We start from the raw sequence: 18,367 nt of genomic DNA on the forward strand, positions 1-18,367 counted from the left end.
GCCTGGGAGCGCGAATTCCCGCAGTCTAAGAGTGAACTATGCTTAAATTTATCGTCAAACTACATCCTGAAATAGCCATTAAAAGCCGTTCAGTCCGTAAACGCTTTACTAAAGTGTTAGAAAATAACATTAAAATTGTATTGCGCCGTGTTGACGAAAAAGTACAAGTAAGAAATAACTGGGATAACATTTCAGTTGTTACAAAGCTTGAAGACGCGCAAGTTCGCCTTGATTTTATCGATAGCCTTAAACGCATCCCTGGCATTGTTCAATTTATTGAAGTAACCGAAACACAATTCGAAACTCTTGATGATATTTATCAAAAAACCATCGCTTTAGTTGGTCATACTATTGTAGGTAAAACCTTTTGTGTTCGTGCTAAGCGCATAGGGCAACACGATTTTACCTCAACTGATTTAGAGCGTTATGTTGGTGGTGGATTAAATCAACATATTGAAGGCGCAAGCGTAAAGCTTAGCCGCCCAGAAGTAACAATACGCCTAGAAGTAAAAGACGATAAAGCTTACATTGTTTCTCATACACATTTTGGTATGGCTGGTTTTCCTCTGCCAACTCAAGAAGATGTGCTTTCGCTTATGTCTGGTGGTTTTGACTCTGGCGTAGCAAGTTACCAAATGATTCGTAAAGGCGCACGAACACACTTTTTATTCTTTAATCTAGGTGGCGCAGCGCACGAAATTGGCGTTAAGCAAGCAAGCTACTACTTATGGAAAAAATACAGCTCTACACATAAAGTTAAATTTGTAACGGTTGATTTTGAACCTGTTGTTGCTGAAATTTTAGAAAACGTTGAAAACAGCCAAATGGGTGTTGTACTTAAACGTATGATGATGCGCGCGGGTAGTGTAGTTGCGCAAAAGTTAAACATTCAAGCACTTGTCACTGGTGAAAGTATTGGCCAAGTATCTAGTCAAACATTAGCGAATTTAAGCGTGATTGACCGTGTTACTGAAACGCTTATTTTACGCCCGCTTATTCAACACGATAAGCAAGAAATTATTAATATTGCTCGCCAAATTGGTACGGCTGAAATGGCAGAAACAATGCCTGAATACTGTGGTGTTATTTCTAAAAAGCCAACGGTTAAAGCCAAAATAGACGTTATTCTTGGTGAAGAAGAAAAGTTCGACTTTGATGTACTTGATACCGTTGTAAACAACGCACGTATAATGGACGTGCGTGATATTGACGTAGAAGCCAAACAAGAACTTAAAGAAGCTGAATCGGTTGCTGATTTGCCTGTAGGCTCTGTGGTAGTTGATATTCGCTCACCAGAAGAAGAAGAAGCTGCACCGCTTGCAATCGATGGTGTTGAAGTGGTTCATTTACCGTTCTTCCGTCTGGCGACTAAGTTTGGTGATTTACCAAAAGACACCGACTACTATTTATATTGTGATCGAGGCGTAATGAGCCAACTACAGGCACTTATGCTGCACGAACAAGGCTTTGAAACGGTAAAAGTTTACCGCCCATAAGGTTTGTCGTCTTAAAGTTAAGAATTTATATAAGCGTGGTTTATACCACGCTTTTTTTTGCCTGAATTTTGACAAACAACTCATCATTGTAAGGTGTAGGAATACCGTGAAGTTTACCTTGTTGGCTAATATAGCCACATATAGCTGATATTTCAGTTTCTCTGCAATGCGCTACGTCTTGCTGCATTGAAGAGTAATTGTCAGACGTTAATTCCATTATTTTATAAGCGGTATTAAGTGCTTTAATCAATGGGATATTAAGCCCTTGTACGTTTGCTATATTGCATGCTTCAGTGAGTGCATTAAAAATTATAGCGTTGTACTTAGGTGCGCGTAACTCACCATTTTTTACATTACTTAAAGCGCTTAATGGGTTAATGGCAATATTTACGAGTAGTTTTTCAAAACGAAGCTGCTGAATGTTATTAGTAAACTTTAGGCTGGGTATTACTTTAAAAATATCAGCTATTGGCGCGCTATTTTGAAAAGCTAATTCATTACAAGCACCAATAACACTTTGTCCCTCACCAGTGTGCTGCACAATGTATTGGTTTGATTTAAAGCCCGCTATGCTTGTCGTTAAAAAGTAGAGTGCTTGGTGAGTGCTTAGCTGGCTATTTACCTCATCAACATTACCCATTCCGTTATGCGAAAGTACAACAGAGCAATGATTTGGTAAAAACGGCTTTATTTGCGTAAATGCATCAAGTACTTGAAAGGCTTTAACGGTAAATAAAACAACATCAAATTCAGCCGCTTTATTTAGCTGATTTAATGAAATAAATTGTGCGTCAATTTTTTTAGATGCACCCTTTCCTCGACTATAAAAGCGGGTATTTGTTGGGCTTTTGCGAGTTAAAACACTGACATTATGCGACGCACTTAGAAAATGACTAAGTAACAAGCCAATAGCACCATCGCCGACAATTAAAATATTAGCCATATGGGTTCTTTTTTCGAGGTGTAAAAATTACTCTAAGTAAAAAGTAGCTTGCGGCACCTGCAAAATCAGCAAAAAAATCACCGAGTGATGCTTGCCTATATGGAAGTGCGTCTTGCATTATTTCTATAGAGGCGCCATAACCTGCCAATAAAAGTATTTGCGCATATAAAGGAAGCTTAAACGCTTTATCCATTATTATGGCTAGTATAAAAAAAATCCCAAAATGGGCCACTTTATCAACATGAGGAAATAAATTTACAACGCCACCTTTTATTTCTTTGGCAAATAAAAAGGTAAAAGCTACTATGCTGATTAAAAAAATTGCTTGATAAACACGCCTTGTCACGACAAATCCTAAAATCGCTTAAAAAAGAGGCGCAAGTATATCAAACTAATTTAATATCGCACCTGAACAAGATGCAGAAAAATGTAAAGATTTATAATTTTAGCGTTATAATTACCACATAAAATTAAGATTAAATAGTTAGGAGCAAACCAATGCCTTCATTTGATATTGTATCTGAAGTAGAAATGAACGAAGCTAAAAACGCAGTTGATAATGCAAATCGTGAGCTAGAGACTCGCTTTGACTTTAGAGGCGTTGATGCATCTATTGAGCTAAATGACAAAACAATTAAGCTTAAAGCTGAAGCAGACTCTCAGGTTATGCAATTATTTGATATTTTAGCTAACAAAATATCTAAGCGTGGTATGGATGTATCAAGCTTAGAGCTTCAAGATATTACCCGTGCAGGTAAAAATGTATTTCGTAACGTTGGCTTAAAGCAGGGTATCGAAAAGGACATGGCTAAAAAAGTAGTTAAAGCCATTAAAGACTCTAAAGTTAAAGTTCAAGCTGCTATCCAAGGCGAAGAAGTACGTGTAACGGGTAAAAAACGTGACGATCTTCAAGAGGCTATGCAAGTAGTGCGCAGTGCTGAGTTAGGTCAGCCTTTTCAGTTTAAAAATTTCCGCGATTAATTAATAAATAGTTTTAAATTAAGCATGCTTTAATCTGTTTATACTTACAGACAGATTGAAGCTACTTACTCTTTTTAAATATCTCACTATTATCCCTCTTTGCTGCCTAGATACTCCCGTATGTATTAATCTTCTTTTTGATATTTAAGCTATTATATTTAATCACATGCAATTAAGTACTTCACACTAGAAGGTATTAAAATGAAACGTCATCAATTATTTTTGTTATTTGTTTTGCTTACATTTACCAAACCAAGCTTATCAAAAACAGTTGATATTGATGTACTGGTTGAAGATGGCTACTTTCCCATTATTATTAATGCGCAAAAAAAGCAGGGTTTTGCTCCTGAGTTTATTAAGATTTTAAACGGCGCACAGCAGGAGTTTAATTTCGTACTTAAGTCTCTACCTGTAAAAAGGCTTGCTTTGTCAGTTGAAAAAAATAATTTTGATGTTTTATTTTTAATGGCACTGCAATGGATACCACAATCAGCGCAAGAGAATATTAAAAAAACCGAATTTTATACCATTACCAAAAATGAGCTTTATACGCTTAAAGAAAATACAAATGAGCAAGCTTACTTTGACGACATTACGTCATTAACAAAGGTTGGGGTATTGGGGTACTCGTATCAATTTGCTGGATTTAATACAGATGCCGAATTTTTAAGTGAGGAACATCAGGTAAGTTTAACCATTGATGAATTCAATGTGGTTAAAATGCTGCTATTAAAGCGCGCGGAAGTAGGTGTTTTAAATAATATTGCTTACCAATATTTTAAAAATAAAAATACTTTTAATATGGATTTACTCTATAAAAGTAACGTACCAGATGCCGTTTATAAAACGCACTTTTTAGTTAACTCTAAATCAAATAAGATCACTAGTAATAAAATGGATGAAATACTAAGCTTACCTACTGCACAAATACAACTTCAGAAGCTACTTGATAAATATGGCGTTTCTTCAAACTATACTAGCCCCTAACTGCATTTTAAAGGTTTTTAGCTGTATAGACGTCCATTGACATTTGTAAACAAAATACTCACAATAGCGACATATTTTCAAGGTGCTTGCTAGCCACTTCATGTAATGATTTTTTTAGCAGGATAATCGGGAAGTTGGTGCGTTTTCATGATGACTACAAGCCCAACACTGCCCCCGCAACGGTAAAGTATTGCATATTTTGATGTGCTTACTGAGTCCGGAGACCGGCCTTGATGCAATCTTACTTACTTAAATCTTTGCGGTGGGCAAAGGTAGGGGACATCATGTTAAACAAAACAACTTTAGGCGTTGCTATTTCTGCTGCGCTTTCATTTTCTGTGTCTGGCGCAGAGCAATCAATTGAAAAAATAACCGTTACAGCTAATAAATTTGAGCAATCAATCAATGACGTTTTAGCAAGTGTAAATGTTATTGAGCGTGCAGAAATAGAAGCAAGCAACGTACGCGATTTACCAACCTTATTAAGCACGCGAGTTGGTTTTCAGGTTAATCCAAACGGTGGTTTTGGCCAAAATACAGGTGTGTCACTTCGTGGTACTGGCTCTGGCGATACGCTAATTTTGATTGACGGTGTACGTACAGGCTCAGCAACACTTGGTCAAAAAGCATTAAATAATGTCCCTTTAAATAGTATTGAACGCATTGAAATTATTAAGGGCTCTCGCGCGGCTGTTTATGGCTCTGATGCACTCGCTGGTGTTATTAATATTATTACGCGTGAGTCGGATAACTTATCCCTAAGCGCTACATTTGGTTCTGACTCTTATCAAAATTATCAAGTTGCAGGCTCTGTAAAATCAGATGATATAACAACAGCATTTAACGCAGGCTTTGAAAAAACAGATAACTTTGATGCACTGCAAGGCGTAGCACCAGATGAAGATGGCTATGAAAATAAAAACCTTGGTTTTAAAATAAACTACACCGATGCACATTACGGCGACTTTAAGTTTTTAGGCCAATACAGTGAAGGCTATGCAGATTACGACAGTCGCTTTAGCCCAGCCGACAGTACGATTGAACGAGATGATTTTAAAAACTATCAGCTTTCTGCAGGTTGGAGTAAAAACTACACTAACCAAACGCACAGTATTGATTTAGCGCTAGCAACGGATGATTCAGACAATACATATGTTGATTTTTCAGTTGGACCAACAACAAGTACTTTTATAACTAAACGCACACAAATTGATTATAACGGCCAATACCTATTATCTGATGAGCTTAACATTAGTGGTGGTATCAATTGGTACAACGATGATGTATCTCATAGTTCGCAACTATTTGTTGAAGACAGCCGAGATGTACTTGCTGTGTTTGTAGGTGCTTACTACGATGCAGATAAAGTATTAGCTAATTTAACTGTTCGCCAAGATGACGACGAGCAATTTGGCGACGAAACAACGTATACCGCAGCTGCAGGTTATCATTTATCTGAAGATGCAACATTTCGTATAAACCAAAGTACTGGCTTTAAAGCCCCTACATTTAACGATTTATATTTCCCACTTTATGGTAACCCTGATTTACAGCCTGAAAAATCAGTAAACCGTGAGTTAGGTTTGAGTGTGGACTTTGATATTGCGCAAGTTGATGTTGCAATTTTTAGAAACGATATAGAAGATAAAATTGATTACGATGCAAACTTTGCATTAGCTAATATCGATGAAGCACGTTATGAAGGGGTTGAATTTAGCTTATCTCAGCAGTTTTTTGGTTTTGATAGCAACCTTAACTTTACTTATTTAAGTGCAGAAGACGAAGAAACGGGCGCAGAGTTACGTAATGTTGCTAAACGTACTTTTAACTGGGAACTTGCAAAACAGTTTGGTGCTTTTGATGCAAGCTTAGACATGCAATACCGTAGCGACCGACAAGGTGCTGTGACGCGTTTAGGGTCATACACGCTTTGGAACTTAGCGGGTAATTATCAAGTAAATGAGCATATTGAAGTTTCGCTTCGTGTAGAAAACTTATTTGATAAAGAGTATAACGCTGTTGATTCAAATACTGATTTTACAACGGGTCAAGTGTATTACTACAACACGCCAGAGCGTCGCTTTTTTGCAGGCGCAAGCTACCAGTTTTAACGGTATCTATTAATATTAAAAAGCCCGACTTATATCGGGCTTTTTAATGTGTAGCTAAGTTTAACTAATCAATTTAACTAATCAATTTAACTACTCAAATTAGCTAGTCAGCTAAGAACTCTTTAAATACGGTTTCAAACTTATGTAATTTAGGTGCTATTAAAATACTACAGTAGCCCTGCTGTGGGTTTTCGTTATAGTAATCTTGATGATAATGCTCTGCTGGATAATACGTAGTGGCAGGGCTGACTTCTGTCACAATTGGCTCACTCACATGGCTTTGCAGTTGAGCTATCATTTCATTGGTTTGCTTTAGTTGAGCTTCATCGTGATAGTAAACAACGCTTCTATACTGTGTGCCTATATCGTTACCTTGGCGATTCAATTGTGTTGCATCATGCAAAGTGAAAAACATTGCTAGCAGTGTTTCAAAGCTAACTACAGTGGTATCAAATTCAATTTTAACAACCTCAGCGTGCCCGGTTGTGCCAGAGCATACAGAATTATAGGTTGGGGTGTCGGTTTCGCCACCGGTATAGCCAGAACTCACATCTAATACGCCATTTACACGTCTAAATGCTGCATCTATACACCAAAAACAGCCGCCACCAAATGTTGCTACTTGCGTTGTTGAGCTCATAAGTATTCCTAAAATGTATATGGAGTTTAAAGGCGAGCATAAATTGTATGCGCCGCAACAACAAGGTTACGGCGCAATAAAGAGATTAGATCTCTTCGAAAGGCTTTTCAGCAGCTTGTTTATTCAGCTTTTGTTGTAAAAACTCAGGTGATTGTGTATTTTTCGATAGAGCATAATACGCAGCAGGTACAACAAAAAGAGTCAGCAGAGTAGATACAATAACCCCTGTAAACACAACTACACCAATTACCATACGGCTTTCGGCACCGGGGCCTGAAGCAAAAACCAAGGGAACAGAGCTCATAACGGTTGTAAGTGAGGTCATTATTATTGGGCGAAGGCGCTGGGTAGCTGCCTGTAGTATTGCTTCACTAAACTCAACGCCTTTATCGCGTAATTGGTTAGTAAATTCCACAATCAAAATACCATTTTTAGCACTTAAGCCTATGAGCATAACAATACCTATTTGGCTGTAAATATTTAAGGTCAGTCCTGTAGCCCAAAGCCCAAACATAGCGCCCATTAAACCAAGCGGTACGGTAAGCATAATTACAAATGGGTGCATAAAGCTTTCAAACTGCGCAGCAAGCACTAAAAAGGTAACGGTGAGTGCAAGTATAAATACGTAGGTCATCGCTGATGCGCCTTCGTAATAAAGCTGCGACTCACCTTTGTAATCTACTGCGCCATCTATATCGTTTTCTTGCGCGGCTACTTCGTTTAAAAAGTTAAGCGCTTGCTCAAGGGTATAACCGTCGGCTAAGTTGGCGCTTAATGTAATTGCGCGCATACGGTTGTAGCGGTTTAAGCGCGATGCTGTTGCTTCTTCTTTTAAGCTGATAAGGCTATCAAGTGGAACTAGTTCACCGCTTCGTGATTTAAGGTATATATTTGAAATATCAGTAGGATTGGTAAAATCTTCTTTTGTCCCTTTTAAAATCACATCGTATTCTTCACCGCGGTCAATAAAGGTCGTAACACGGCGCTGGCCAAGCATTGTTTCTAGTGTACGGCCTACATCAGATACCGAAACGCCTAAATCGGCAGCTTTGTTTTTATCTATGCTAACTAAAAACTGTGGGAAGGTTTCTTTGTAATCATGATCGATTCTTACTAAACCAGGGTTTTGCTCAGCACGCTTTATTATACGGTCACGCCAATCGGCCAGTTGAGCGTAATCATTACCTTGCAGTACAAACTCAATTGGGCGAGATGAGCCACCACCACCAATACCACGGCGCATAATGGCAAATGCACGAACATCGGTAACTTCTTGCATTTTACCGCTTATTTCGTCCATTACTTCCCAGGTTGAGCGTTTGCGTTTATCCCAATCGGCCATACCCACAATCGCAACACCGCCGCTGCCACCCCAGCCAGGCACTCGAACAAGTACGCGACTTAGCTCACCGGCTTGCGAGTAAGGCATTAAGCGCTCTTCAATTTTAGCCATATTAGCGGCGTTATTTTCGTAACTTGCGCCCTCAGGGCCGCTCATCATAATAAAGAACGTGCCACGATCTTCTTTTGGCGTTAGCTCAGAAGGAACTTGTAAAAACAACGAGTAACTAACAAAGCCAGCTAATAATAAGCTCACCATTAAACCCCATTTACGGGTTATGTTGGTGGAGAGTGAATTACGGTAACTTACTTCAATTTTAGTAAACTGGCGGTCCATCCATTGGCTAAATTTATTTGGTTTGTCTGATACTTTAAGTACTTTAGAGCACAAGGCTGGTGCGAGAGTCAGTGCTGTAACACTTGAGAAAAATACGGCAGCACTTACCGCCATAGCAAACTCAGTAAATAATGCACCTATACGGCCATCCATAAATACTAATGGCACAAACACCGATATTAGTACAAGAGTGGTTGCTACTATAGCAAAACCTACTTCACGCGCGCCTCTAAATGCAGCTAGTAACGGCGGCTCACCCAGTTCAATACGGCGGTGAATGTTTTCAAGCATTACAATGGCATCATCTACTACTAAACCAATGGCCAGTACTAAGGCAAGTAAAGTGAGTAAGTTAATTGAGTAGCCCATTGCCAATAAAAACATAAAGCTACCAACAAGTGCGACCGGTACGGTGACCGCAGGGATAAGCGTTGCTCGTATATTGCCTAAAAACAAAAATATAACGAGTACGACTAAACCCATAGAGATGGCAAGTGTGCTGTAAACTTCATTAATAGACTCTTTAATAAATACAGACGAATCGTAGCTGTCTTGAATTGTAGTGCCTTGAGGTAGGTTGCGTTTGATTTTTTCAAGTTCACTGCGTGCGTTATCTACTACGGTAAGTGTGTTTGCTTTAGCTTGTTTTACAATACCTAAGCCAATCATATTACGCCCGTTACCACGAAATAAGCTTTCGTCATCGGCAGCTTCTAAACGTACATCGGCAACTTCACCTAAACGTACTAAGTAACCTTCATCACCACGTTTAATTACCAGGTTTTTAAAATCGCGCTGATCTTTATAACTACGGGCAGTACGCACGGTAAAGTCACGATCTATAGATTCTATTTCGCCAGCCGGTAACTCAACGTTTTCTGTACGAAGTGTGTTTTCTATATCGCTTGAGGTAATACCCCGTGCGGCCATTGCTTGGCGGTTAAGCCAAATTTTCATGGCGTATTGGCGCTCACCACCAATACGTACGTTAGATACACCATCTACTACGGCTAAGCGGTCAACAATAAAACGCTGCGCGTAATCAGAGAGCTGTAACGAGTCCATTGTTTCGCTGTTTAATACAAACCAGGCGATTGGGCTTTCATCACTATTTGATTTAGATACTTCTGGCGGGCGTACCTGATCAGGCAAACTATCAAGTGCACGTGCTACACGTTCGCGTACATCGTTAGATGCTGCATCTATGTCGCGGTTAATATCAAACTCAATGGTAATGTTTGAGCGCCCATTACGGCTCGAAGAGTTAATACTTTTGATGCCTTCAATACCTGAAATTCGATTTTCTATTATTTGCGTTATTTTGGTTTCTATAATTTCGGCAGAAGCACCTGTGTATTCAGTGCTGATATTTACAATCGGCGTTTCAATATCCGGGTATTCACGAAGTGGCAGCATAGTAAACGCAACCAGTCCAAAAGTAAGAAGCAGTAAATTAATTACAATGGCAAAAACGGGGCGCTTGACGCTAGTATCTGTAATTTTCACGTATTACCCCTTTACGCTTACTTTACTTCCAGAGCGAATTTTTATTAGCCCCTCAGTAACAATTTGCTCGCCATCAGTTAGGCCTTCGTCGATAGCAACCCAGCCATTATTTCTGCTAGCAACATGCACTTCAATTTTATTAGCTATCCCATCTTGAATTTGAAAAACAAAGTGTTTGTCTTGCAAAGGTATAACCGCTTTTTCTGGCACCATTAAAGCTTGGTTGCTGCTTAGCTCAAGTGCTGTATTTAGTAACATACCAGGGCGAAGTAATCCTGATTTATTGGCAAAACTTGCTGTTACTTCAACACTGCGAGTAACCGAATCAATACGCGAGCTAATATGCGTTACCTTGCCGTTAAATGTTTGTCCTGGGTAGGCATCGTTTTGCGTAAGCACTTTCATGCCCATATTTAATTGTGCTAAATATTTTTCAGGTACTTTAAAGTCAACTTTAATAATACTAATATCATCAAGTGTTGTGATTATTGTTGTATTACTTACGTAAGCACCTATTGATATTTCACGCTTACCTAACAGGCCTGAAAAGGGCGCACTAATAGTCATTTCGTTTAATTTAGTTTTAGCGCTTTCTAGTTGGGCCTCTGTTGCATCAACACGAGATAACTGCTCTTCAAGTAACGACTTTGCCGTTGATTGCGAGCGTGAAAGTTCGGTTAGGCGATCTAATTGACGTTGTTCTTCACGTAAGTTAATGCCAAGCTCTTTAACGGCAAGCTGTTCTTGTTGGCTCTGTAACTGTACTAACTTTTGTCCTTTACTGACTAAGTCGCCGTCTTTAAAATATATATCTGTGACATAATCGTTTTGCGCACTTTTTATATAGATTGCTTGGTTTGCACGCGCGCTACCGATCGCTTCTATCATCACTGCGTTTTCCTGAGAAGTAACAGTATGAGCTGTTACTTGAGTAGACATTTGTGATAAATCGGCCTGTTCGCCGTGGCTAGCGGGTAGATATAAATAAACGCTAAATATTAGAAGTAACGTAATAATAAATGGAAAAAGTGCTTTACCTGATTGTCTTGAGTACATTGATTTCATACCTGAAAATGAATTGTAAGTATTGTACGAAATAAGACCGGGAAAAGACGGTTATGTGTCTCATAAATTTGTGCGTTAAGCGTAAAAGTAAATAAGATTTATTCATTGTTCCTATTTTGTTGAGGAAAAAGCGGTAATGTATGAAATTTAAAACCACCTGTAACTTATGTATAACAACAAGAAAGGTCATAATTTGGGCTGTTATTATGCTTGTTTTTTATATGGTGTTTTACCAATATGGATAAATCTAACAATGTCATTAAGTTTCGGGCACAAGGTGCGCGAAACGCAATTGAAGTGCTTGTTGCAGGTGCAATTGGTTTAGTTTTCATTATGTTGTTTAATTTACTGAGGCCGGGTGAGATTAGCATACTTGAAATATTTTTAGTGAGCTTGTGTATTGCCGCTATTTTTATTGGATATTTAAAAACTCAAGAGCCATATCATAGCCTTATATTAAATGAGTCTGAGCTCGTTTATTACCATAAGTACGGAGCTTGGTGTATGCCTCATAGTAACTTTAATCACAGTGGTATACCCAAAGTAGAAGATGGCTTTGATTACTTAGAATTAAATGCGGTTGGTATAAAGGTAAACGACATAGATGACTTTTTAACAAGCATAGCGCCTCGAATTGCAGGGAAATTATTAATAGAGCAGCGTAATTTATTTATGCAAGTTGTTCAAAAACATTGCAAAAATGGCAATTGCCCATCAGAATGGCTAATAGAAGATACACATTACACATCCCATAAAGGGATAAGCTATACTGGTCTTATAGCTATGTTTGCTAACAGGACTAAGCACCTTCAACTGTTAACCGGTTACGATTTATTATTACCAGCCAGTGTGTTAGATAGAGATATCTGGGCATTTAGTGCTAACTTAAATAAGTGGAAGCGCGAGCCTAGTCAGTTTATAGCGTCGCAAATTAATAATTAAGCTGCGACTGTAGGAAAGAAAAATGAGTCAAGAGAGAGCCTTTTTAAAAAGTGGTCGAAACACCATAATACATAAAGATAAAAAGCATGATTTAGTGATTGTAAACTCTGAAATTCATCCTAAAATTAAAGTGACTCAACATGGCTTAGAGCCATTTAAAGAAGAGTTACCTAAAAACCGCCGTGATGCAAAAGATCGCTATTTAGAAATAGTCTATGTTGGAAGCCCTGATATATTTGGCGAAGAAAAACAATTACTATTTATTCAAGCTTTAGATGGGCGTGAATACAAAGTAGATTACAGTAAAATCGGTACGAAATTGTTTGTACGCATTCATCAAGATACATATATGTAGTACTTTAATGGCATCTTTATTGCTAGTAATTACACTATAGTAATTATTTGACATAATAAGGTGCTGCGTATGAAAGCGTTTGCTTTAATCCCCCTCATTTCTTGCGGTTTGCTGAGTGCGTGTGGAGGTGGTGGCGGTGATAGCGATAATACAGTTGTAGAAACATCTGTTAATGCTGGAACCGATTTACAAATTATCGAAAAAACTGAATTTACTATCACAGCACAAGGTTCCCCCGCTGATGGTACGTTTTCATGGCAACAAGTTAGCGGCCCAAGCTTAGAAGGTTTTCCGCTTGAAGGCGCTGAGCAAACATTGACAGCCCCTGACGTAAAAACTGATAGTGAAATAATCTTAAGAGTAAGCTATCAAAGCACCGGTAGTAGCGCTGTTAGTGACGACATTTCTATTTCAGTGAGCTCTAATAATCAACTTCCTCTTGCTGTTGTTACCCAAACATCTCCTGAAACACTTCCTTCTGTATACAAAGACACAGTTACTTTGAGCGCCCTTGAGTCGAGCGATCCTGATGATAATGGCCAAATTGATAGTTACTTGTGGCAACTGCTATCAGGTCCTGATTTAGATATTGCTAGCTTTAATGAGTCAACTCTTAGCTTTTCTCATCCATTACTAGAAAGTAACGTAAATTTATCTTGGCAGCTAACAGTCACTGATGATGAGGGCGGTGAGGCAAGTACTCAATATTCAATGACGCTTAATAAAACAAATGAACTAGTGGATGCAAATGCAGGCGCTGATCAAAATGTCGAAGAGTTTGAAGAAGTAACACTTGACGCAACGAATAGCGAAACTGTCACCGATACCTATCAGTGTAAGTGGCAACAACTTACCGGTAATAGCGAAACATTAAGTAATAGCGACCAATGTACAACGACATTTTTTGCCTCTGATGTAGATACTGAATCCACGTTGAGCTTTGAAGTAACGGTAACCGACTCAAAAGGACGCACCGATACAGATTCTTTATTTGTTGATGTATCACCAAAAGCGCTTGGGCTTATAAACGATAGTGGTGTTGGTGAGTGCTATAACAACACCCAACGCATTAACTGTGAAAGCGATGACTTTCCAGCGCAAGATGCTGAACTTGGACGCGATAGCTATGCAAACCGCTTAGATAAGGTTGGTAAAGGTAATTTAGCGTTTGATTACACTAAACTTAATCAGTTTGCTGATGAAGTTGGTGATGATAGTAGTGACTTTACCTGTATACGCGATAATGTTACTGGACTTGTATGGGAAGTAAAAAGTGAATCCTCAGGAGTATTGCCAAATACAAGCTTGCGTGAGGGTCAAAATCATTACTTTTGGGATTTAGGTGATACAACCTTTACAGACACCAGTACAGCCAATTCAACTTGTCCGGATGATACGAGTTGTGGAGTACAAAGTTATATAAACGAAGTGAATAACTTAGATTTTTGTGGTGGTACAAATTGGCGGTTACCTACTTATACAGAGCTTTTAGGTTTAATTGATTATGGTAAGCAAGGGCAAAGCATATTAATTGATGAGGTGTTTTTCCCCAATATGCCAAGTGAAAGTGCATTAAGCCACTTACGTTATTGGACTTCACAAACCGCAGCCGATGGTACAAGTTTATCGCAAGCGTACATTATTGATATGAGTGATGGTAACGATCTTGCTTATCCAAAAGAAAATACCGCGTATGTTCGTTTAGTTAGAAGCCGTTAGGAGAAAATAATGAGATTAAAATTACTCTATGCACTAGCAACTATAAGCTTGAGCTTTAATATTGCAGCGGCGCAAACGTGCTACGACGGTGCAGATACCACAACGCCGACAGATAGATTTACCATAAATACAGATGGCACAGTGTCTGATACCGAAACAGGCCTTATGTGGCAACGTTGTAGTTATGGGCAAATTTATAATACAGAGACGCAGCTTTGCGAAGGCTCTACACCTTCTCTTACTTGGCAAGAAGCACTACGCGGTGCTAAAAATGATACAACCGCAGATTACGATGATTGGCAAATGCCTAACATTAAAGAGTTGGCGAGTATTTTAGAGCACAGTTGCACCGAGCCGAGCATTAATGAAGAGGTGTTTTTTGGTACTAAGCTTCAAAACTATTGGTCAAATACATCGGGTGTGAGCACGATGAGCTCTGCATGGGTTTATCAATTTGATAGTGGCCTGAATAGTTTGCACGCTAAAACAAGTAATGTGTATTTACGGTTAGTTCGCTACGAAGAGTAAATTACATACTAAGATTAGACAGATGAAAGTGCAGCCTTAAAACCGCTGCATTTTTTTGTTTTACATAAATTTACGTTATTTCAATAATAAAGCGCTTACAACGTTGTCACTTAGTGCGTTTTTTTGCCATTATAGGCCGTGATTTAATTACGAAGGAACATCACGGTGTATTTAAGCTATTTTGGCCTGAATGAAAAACCTTTTTCAATTTCGCCCAACCCTCATTACTTATTTTTAAGTGAACGACATAAAGAAGCCTTAGCACACCTTACCTATGGATTAGGTGAAGACGGTGGTTTTGTATTATTAACAGGCGAAGTGGGTACTGGTAAAACTACAATTACCCGCAGTATGTTAGAGCAGTTACCCGAAAACACGCAAGTAGCGATGATCCATAACCCAGCACTTTCAGAGCTAGAGTTATTAGCTAGTATCTGTGATGAGCTCAACATTAGTTACGATGCTAATAATGCGACGCTTAAAAGTCTTACCGATATTATAAAAAAGCACTTAGAGACCAATAATAAATCGGGTGGGCACACCATACTTATAATTGATGAAGCGCAGTTACTTGCCCCTAATGTGCTTGAACAATTACGCTTGCTGACAAATATAGAAACCGATCATAAAAAATTATTACAAATAGTATTGGTTGGTCAACCTGAGCTACAAGAGCTTTTAAAGCGCAATGAATTAAGGCAACTCGCCCAGAGAATAACAGCTCGTTACCATTTATTACCACTTACGCAAGGCCAAACAGTTGCTTACATAAAGCATCGGTTACATGTTGCAGGATGTGATAAAGGAATTTTTTCGATGGATGCCATGCAAGCTGTTCATCAATTAACCGGTGGTGTGCCACGATTAATGAACTTGGTATGTGAGCGAGCTTTGGTAGGCACTTTTGCAAAGCAGCAGTTGATAGTTGATAGCGATATAATAAAAAAATCAGCACATGAGTCATTACCCATGGATTTTGTAGCGCCAGTTAATGAGGCCAACAAAGCAACGTCATTTGTACCATATAGCCTTGCATTCGCTGCTTTATTTGCCGTAGGCATTGGGCTTTCATTTATTTTATAGTTAGGTAAGTTATGTCTTATTTATTAGATGCGCTAAAGCAGTCGCAGCAATCAGATATGAGTGCTGAGCAATACGACTTACAATCAGAGCAGTTAAAGCAACAGCAAGCACTTAAGCGTTATAGACGATTAGCGTTAGTATTTGGTACAAGCTTAGCTGCTTTTATTGCGGTAGCTGGTGGGTTTACTACTGGTAAGTGGTTTCAAGGTACTACTTTATTAAACATATCGGAACCCGCTGTAATTAAGGTGGTTGAAAGCGAAAAATCGTCAACTAAAGAAAAAGTTAAAGAGGTAGATGCCGCAGTTGAAAAGCAGCAAATAGCTAAGTTAGAACCTGCTAAAGTAGCTCCAACAAATACTGCAACGATTGAAGGGCAACTTGTACATGTGCAAACACCTAATGGTGTACAGCAAATGTTATTAACGCCTAATGGGCAATATATTCCTATGCCATCGAGTCAGGTCACGAGCGCAACGGGTTATAATCAGCAGAACGTGCAACAAGTAATGCCAGTTCAAAATTATAATCAGCCAGTATTTAATCCACAAAATAATTACAATCCAAATAATACACAGAACGCTTCGGTATTTGGGCAAAGTCAAAATACAGCATCAGCTCAACTAGATATGAGTAAATATAAAGTACTAGGTAAGCCAATTAATGGTAACAACCAATCTCAACAGATGAGCGATCCTGAGCTTGATGAGGTGCCTACAACACTTAAAAATGCGTTTGCGCAAGCTATACAAGACGTCGAAAAAAATCAGGATTATGAAGTTACCCATGCATCAAAAACGTCATCACGTGTTGAGCCTGTAGAATTGCTACCAGATGGCTTGCAATCAATGTTACCTAGTATTAAATATCAAGCGCATATTTATTCATCGAGCGCTGACAAGCGTTGGATCAAGCTAAATGGCCGAGAGCTACATGAAGGAGAGAGCATAGGCGCTTTAACTGTAAGAGAGATTACACCTGAGCAAAGTGTACTTGATTTTGATGGTTATGAGTTTAGCTTAAAAGCTTTGCAAGACTGGCCGCAGTAAACGCTTAGCTATTATGTTGAGAGCTCGGTAGAATGTTGAGCTCTCAATATTGCTTAGGATAATATTGAGTTTTTATAAAAGCGTTCTAAATCAATATTATATTCTTTAGGTTTCACCGCTGACTCAAGGGTATCTAGGGTTTTTTTATTAGCTAAATCGATATCTTTTATCTCTGTATAGCGACTATGCTTAGCACTGTAAAATGTTTTAACGATAGGTTTTAGCGGTGTGCTAGGGTTACTCTCGGTCACTAAACCAACTTTTTGACTCGATAATCTAACGAGCGTTCCTACCGGATGAATACCAATACATTGAATAAATTTATTAAGCAGCTCGGGATCGAAGCTATCTGGGCATCCGTCTTTTAGTATTTTAAAGGCTTTTATTGGCTCCATGCCTGCTTTGTAAACACGTTCTGCGGTAAGTGCATCATATACATCCACAATTGACGCCATACGTACGTATTGACTTATTTCGTCGCCCTTTTTAGCAAACGGGTAGCCTTTACCATCAAGCCTTTCGTGATGCATGCCAGCAATATCAACTGCAATACCCGTTAAACCAGACTCTTCTAATATCTCTTTACTGAAAAGCGAGTGCATTTTCATTATTTTAAATTCATCATCGGTAAAGCGACCTGGTTTATTGAGTATTTCATCAGGAATTTTTATCTTACCAATGTCGTGTAAAAGTGCGCCGGTAGTCAGTTCAACGATAATGTTTTTTTCTATACCTAAATGCTTAGCAAAAATCCCCATTAATATCGATACATTAATAGAGTGCTCAAGTAGGTAAGCATCTTTTTGGCGCATTTGGGTAAGGCAGGCTAGGGCATCTTGGTTTCTAAAAACAGAGTCCATAAAGCCACTTGCCAGCTCTCTGAATGGCGTAATATCTATATCGCGGCCTGCTTTAATATCTTTAAATGCTTTTATTTGCAGTGTTTTAGCTTCGTCATACAGCTTTTTTGCCTTTCCCATTTCTTGTTCGGCACTGTGTGTTTTTTGCCAAGGGTCACGCTTTATTTTTGTTGCAGGTACAGTGATAGGAGCTTTTTCAGGGACTGAGTCAATGAGGGTTTTATCAGGGTCTATTTCTACTTCTAAAATTCCTGCTTTTATTAGGTTATTAATACCAGCCTGAGTTTTAACCCAGCCTTGATTTTTAATTTTAATACTGCCAGTTTGCCTGGTAACACTTTGCACAAACATACCAGGCAGTAACTGACCAACAGGAATTATTTTCAAATTTATTACTTCTATTGTTAATCTTTCATTAAGCTAA

Annotated in this window: 16 protein-coding genes and 1 riboswitch; of the genes, 10 read left to right on the forward strand and 6 right to left on the reverse strand. The window is 38.7% G+C overall.

The window, feature by feature from the left end; all coding sequences use genetic code 11:
• Window positions 1-38 precede the first annotated feature (38 nt).
• Window positions 39-1,496, forward strand: coding sequence for a tRNA uracil 4-sulfurtransferase ThiI (thiI, locus tag AAEY62_RS05945; protein WP_101164302.1), 1,458 nt, complete (start codon window positions 39-41; stop codon window positions 1,494-1,496).
• Window positions 1,497-1,536: 40 nt separating this feature from the next.
• On the opposite strand, the gene AAEY62_RS05950 is transcribed toward thiI, so the two are convergent.
• A complete protein-coding gene (locus AAEY62_RS05950; RefSeq protein WP_101164301.1) occupies window positions 1,537-2,439 on the reverse strand; it encodes a ketopantoate reductase family protein in 903 nt (300 codons plus the stop codon).
• On the reverse strand, window positions 2,432-2,785 hold the full coding sequence (locus AAEY62_RS05955) for a VanZ family protein (RefSeq protein ID WP_007581666.1): 354 nt from the start codon (window positions 2,783-2,785) through the stop codon (window positions 2,432-2,434). The genes AAEY62_RS05950 and AAEY62_RS05955 overlap by 8 nt, the downstream gene beginning before the upstream one ends.
• Window positions 2,786-2,937: 152 nt before the next feature.
• Between AAEY62_RS05955 and AAEY62_RS05960 the strand changes: the two genes are divergently transcribed.
• The 3 genes from AAEY62_RS05960 (at window position 2,938) to AAEY62_RS05970 (ending at window position 6,518) form a co-directional block, all read left to right on the forward strand.
• Window positions 2,938-3,420, forward strand: coding sequence for a YajQ family cyclic di-GMP-binding protein (locus tag AAEY62_RS05960; protein ID WP_007377833.1), 483 nt, complete (start codon window positions 2,938-2,940; stop codon window positions 3,418-3,420).
• 201 nt (window positions 3,421-3,621) lie between these two features.
• Window positions 3,622-4,407, forward strand: a complete 786-nt coding sequence (locus AAEY62_RS05965) for a transporter substrate-binding domain-containing protein (RefSeq protein WP_101164300.1) — start codon at window positions 3,622-3,624, stop codon at window positions 4,405-4,407.
• 63 nt (window positions 4,408-4,470) lie between these two features.
• Window positions 4,471-4,654: riboswitch (cobalamin riboswitch) on the forward strand.
• A 37-nt stretch (window positions 4,655-4,691) separates the two neighbouring features.
• The gene (locus AAEY62_RS05970; RefSeq protein ID WP_350634717.1) at window positions 4,692-6,518 is read left to right on the forward strand and encodes a TonB-dependent receptor domain-containing protein; all 1,827 of its coding nucleotides are present in this window, start codon (window positions 4,692-4,694) and stop codon (window positions 6,516-6,518) included.
• 103 nt (window positions 6,519-6,621) lie between these two features.
• Here the strand turns inward: AAEY62_RS05970 and msrA are convergent, their stop codons facing one another.
• The 3 genes from msrA to AAEY62_RS05985 form a co-directional block, all read right to left on the reverse strand.
• Window positions 6,622-7,158, reverse strand: coding sequence for a peptide-methionine (S)-S-oxide reductase MsrA (gene msrA / locus AAEY62_RS05975; RefSeq protein ID WP_165721049.1), 537 nt, complete (start codon window positions 7,156-7,158; stop codon window positions 6,622-6,624).
• A gap of 85 nt (window positions 7,159-7,243) precedes the next feature.
• Window positions 7,244-10,342, reverse strand: a complete 3,099-nt coding sequence (locus AAEY62_RS05980) for an efflux RND transporter permease subunit (protein WP_350634718.1) — start codon at window positions 10,340-10,342, stop codon at window positions 7,244-7,246.
• 3 nt (window positions 10,343-10,345) lie between these two features.
• The gene (locus AAEY62_RS05985; RefSeq protein ID WP_024590017.1) at window positions 10,346-11,398 is read right to left on the reverse strand and encodes an efflux RND transporter periplasmic adaptor subunit; all 1,053 of its coding nucleotides are present in this window, start codon (window positions 11,396-11,398) and stop codon (window positions 10,346-10,348) included.
• A gap of 246 nt (window positions 11,399-11,644) precedes the next feature.
• Here AAEY62_RS05985 and AAEY62_RS05990 point away from each other — a divergent pair, with 246 nt between their 5' ends.
• From AAEY62_RS05990 to AAEY62_RS06015, 6 genes are all read left to right on the forward strand, one after another.
• Window positions 11,645-12,349: a DUF2982 domain-containing protein gene (locus AAEY62_RS05990; RefSeq protein WP_165721048.1), complete on the forward strand. Its 705-nt coding sequence runs from the start codon at window positions 11,645-11,647 to the stop codon at window positions 12,347-12,349.
• Window positions 12,350-12,371: 22 nt separating this feature from the next.
• Window positions 12,372-12,704, forward strand: a complete 333-nt coding sequence (locus AAEY62_RS05995) for a hypothetical protein (protein WP_024590015.1) — start codon at window positions 12,372-12,374, stop codon at window positions 12,702-12,704.
• Window positions 12,705-12,773: 69 nt separating this feature from the next.
• Entirely contained in the window at window positions 12,774-14,423 is a 1,650-nt protein-coding gene (locus AAEY62_RS06000) for an Lcl C-terminal domain-containing protein (RefSeq protein ID WP_007581674.1), read from the forward strand.
• 9 nt (window positions 14,424-14,432) lie between these two features.
• On the forward strand, window positions 14,433-14,951 hold the full coding sequence (locus AAEY62_RS06005; RefSeq protein WP_024590014.1) for an Lcl C-terminal domain-containing protein: 519 nt from the start codon (window positions 14,433-14,435) through the stop codon (window positions 14,949-14,951).
• A 165-nt stretch (window positions 14,952-15,116) separates the two neighbouring features.
• Window positions 15,117-16,034 carry an ExeA family protein gene (locus AAEY62_RS06010; protein ID WP_024590013.1) on the forward strand — a complete coding sequence of 306 codons (918 nt, stop codon included), beginning with the start codon at window positions 15,117-15,119 and terminating at the stop codon, window positions 16,032-16,034.
• A gap of 11 nt (window positions 16,035-16,045) precedes the next feature.
• A complete protein-coding gene (locus AAEY62_RS06015) occupies window positions 16,046-17,083 on the forward strand; it encodes a general secretion pathway protein GspB (protein ID WP_024590012.1) in 1,038 nt (345 codons plus the stop codon).
• A 53-nt stretch (window positions 17,084-17,136) separates the two neighbouring features.
• Here AAEY62_RS06015 and AAEY62_RS06020 read toward each other — a convergent pair whose 3' ends face one another.
• Window positions 17,137-18,330, reverse strand: coding sequence for a cyclic di-GMP phosphodiesterase (locus AAEY62_RS06020; protein WP_024590011.1), 1,194 nt, complete (start codon window positions 18,328-18,330; stop codon window positions 17,137-17,139).
• Window positions 18,331-18,367: the final 37 nt, after the last annotated feature.

Source organism: Pseudoalteromonas sp. GW168-MNA-CIBAN-0100 (assembly GCF_040309225.1).
Lineage (GTDB): Bacteria > Pseudomonadota > Gammaproteobacteria > Enterobacterales > Alteromonadaceae > Pseudoalteromonas > Pseudoalteromonas arctica.

Coding starts and splice junctions, on each gene's coding strand:
- AAEY62_RS05965 (WP_101164300.1), top strand. CDS start 3,622: ATGAAACGTCATCAATTATTTTTGTTATTTGTTTTGCTTACATTTACC.
- AAEY62_RS05990 (WP_165721048.1), top strand. CDS start 11,645: ATGGATAAATCTAACAATGTCATTAAGTTTCGGGCACAAGGTGCGCGA.
- AAEY62_RS06000 (WP_007581674.1), top strand. CDS start 12,774: ATGAAAGCGTTTGCTTTAATCCCCCTCATTTCTTGCGGTTTGCTGAGT.
- AAEY62_RS05985 (WP_024590017.1), bottom strand. CDS start 11,398: ATGTACTCAAGACAATCAGGTAAAGCACTTTTTCCATTTATTATTACG.
- AAEY62_RS05960 (WP_007377833.1), top strand. CDS start 2,938: ATGCCTTCATTTGATATTGTATCTGAAGTAGAAATGAACGAAGCTAAA.
- AAEY62_RS05950 (WP_101164301.1), bottom strand. CDS start 2,439: ATGGCTAATATTTTAATTGTCGGCGATGGTGCTATTGGCTTGTTACTT.
- thiI (WP_101164302.1), top strand. CDS start 39: ATGCTTAAATTTATCGTCAAACTACATCCTGAAATAGCCATTAAAAGC.
- AAEY62_RS05970 (WP_350634717.1), top strand. CDS start 4,692: ATGTTAAACAAAACAACTTTAGGCGTTGCTATTTCTGCTGCGCTTTCA.
- AAEY62_RS06005 (WP_024590014.1), top strand. CDS start 14,433: ATGAGATTAAAATTACTCTATGCACTAGCAACTATAAGCTTGAGCTTT.
- AAEY62_RS05995 (WP_024590015.1), top strand. CDS start 12,372: ATGAGTCAAGAGAGAGCCTTTTTAAAAAGTGGTCGAAACACCATAATA.
- AAEY62_RS06015 (WP_024590012.1), top strand. CDS start 16,046: ATGTCTTATTTATTAGATGCGCTAAAGCAGTCGCAGCAATCAGATATG.
- msrA (WP_165721049.1), bottom strand. CDS start 7,158: ATGAGCTCAACAACGCAAGTAGCAACATTTGGTGGCGGCTGTTTTTGG.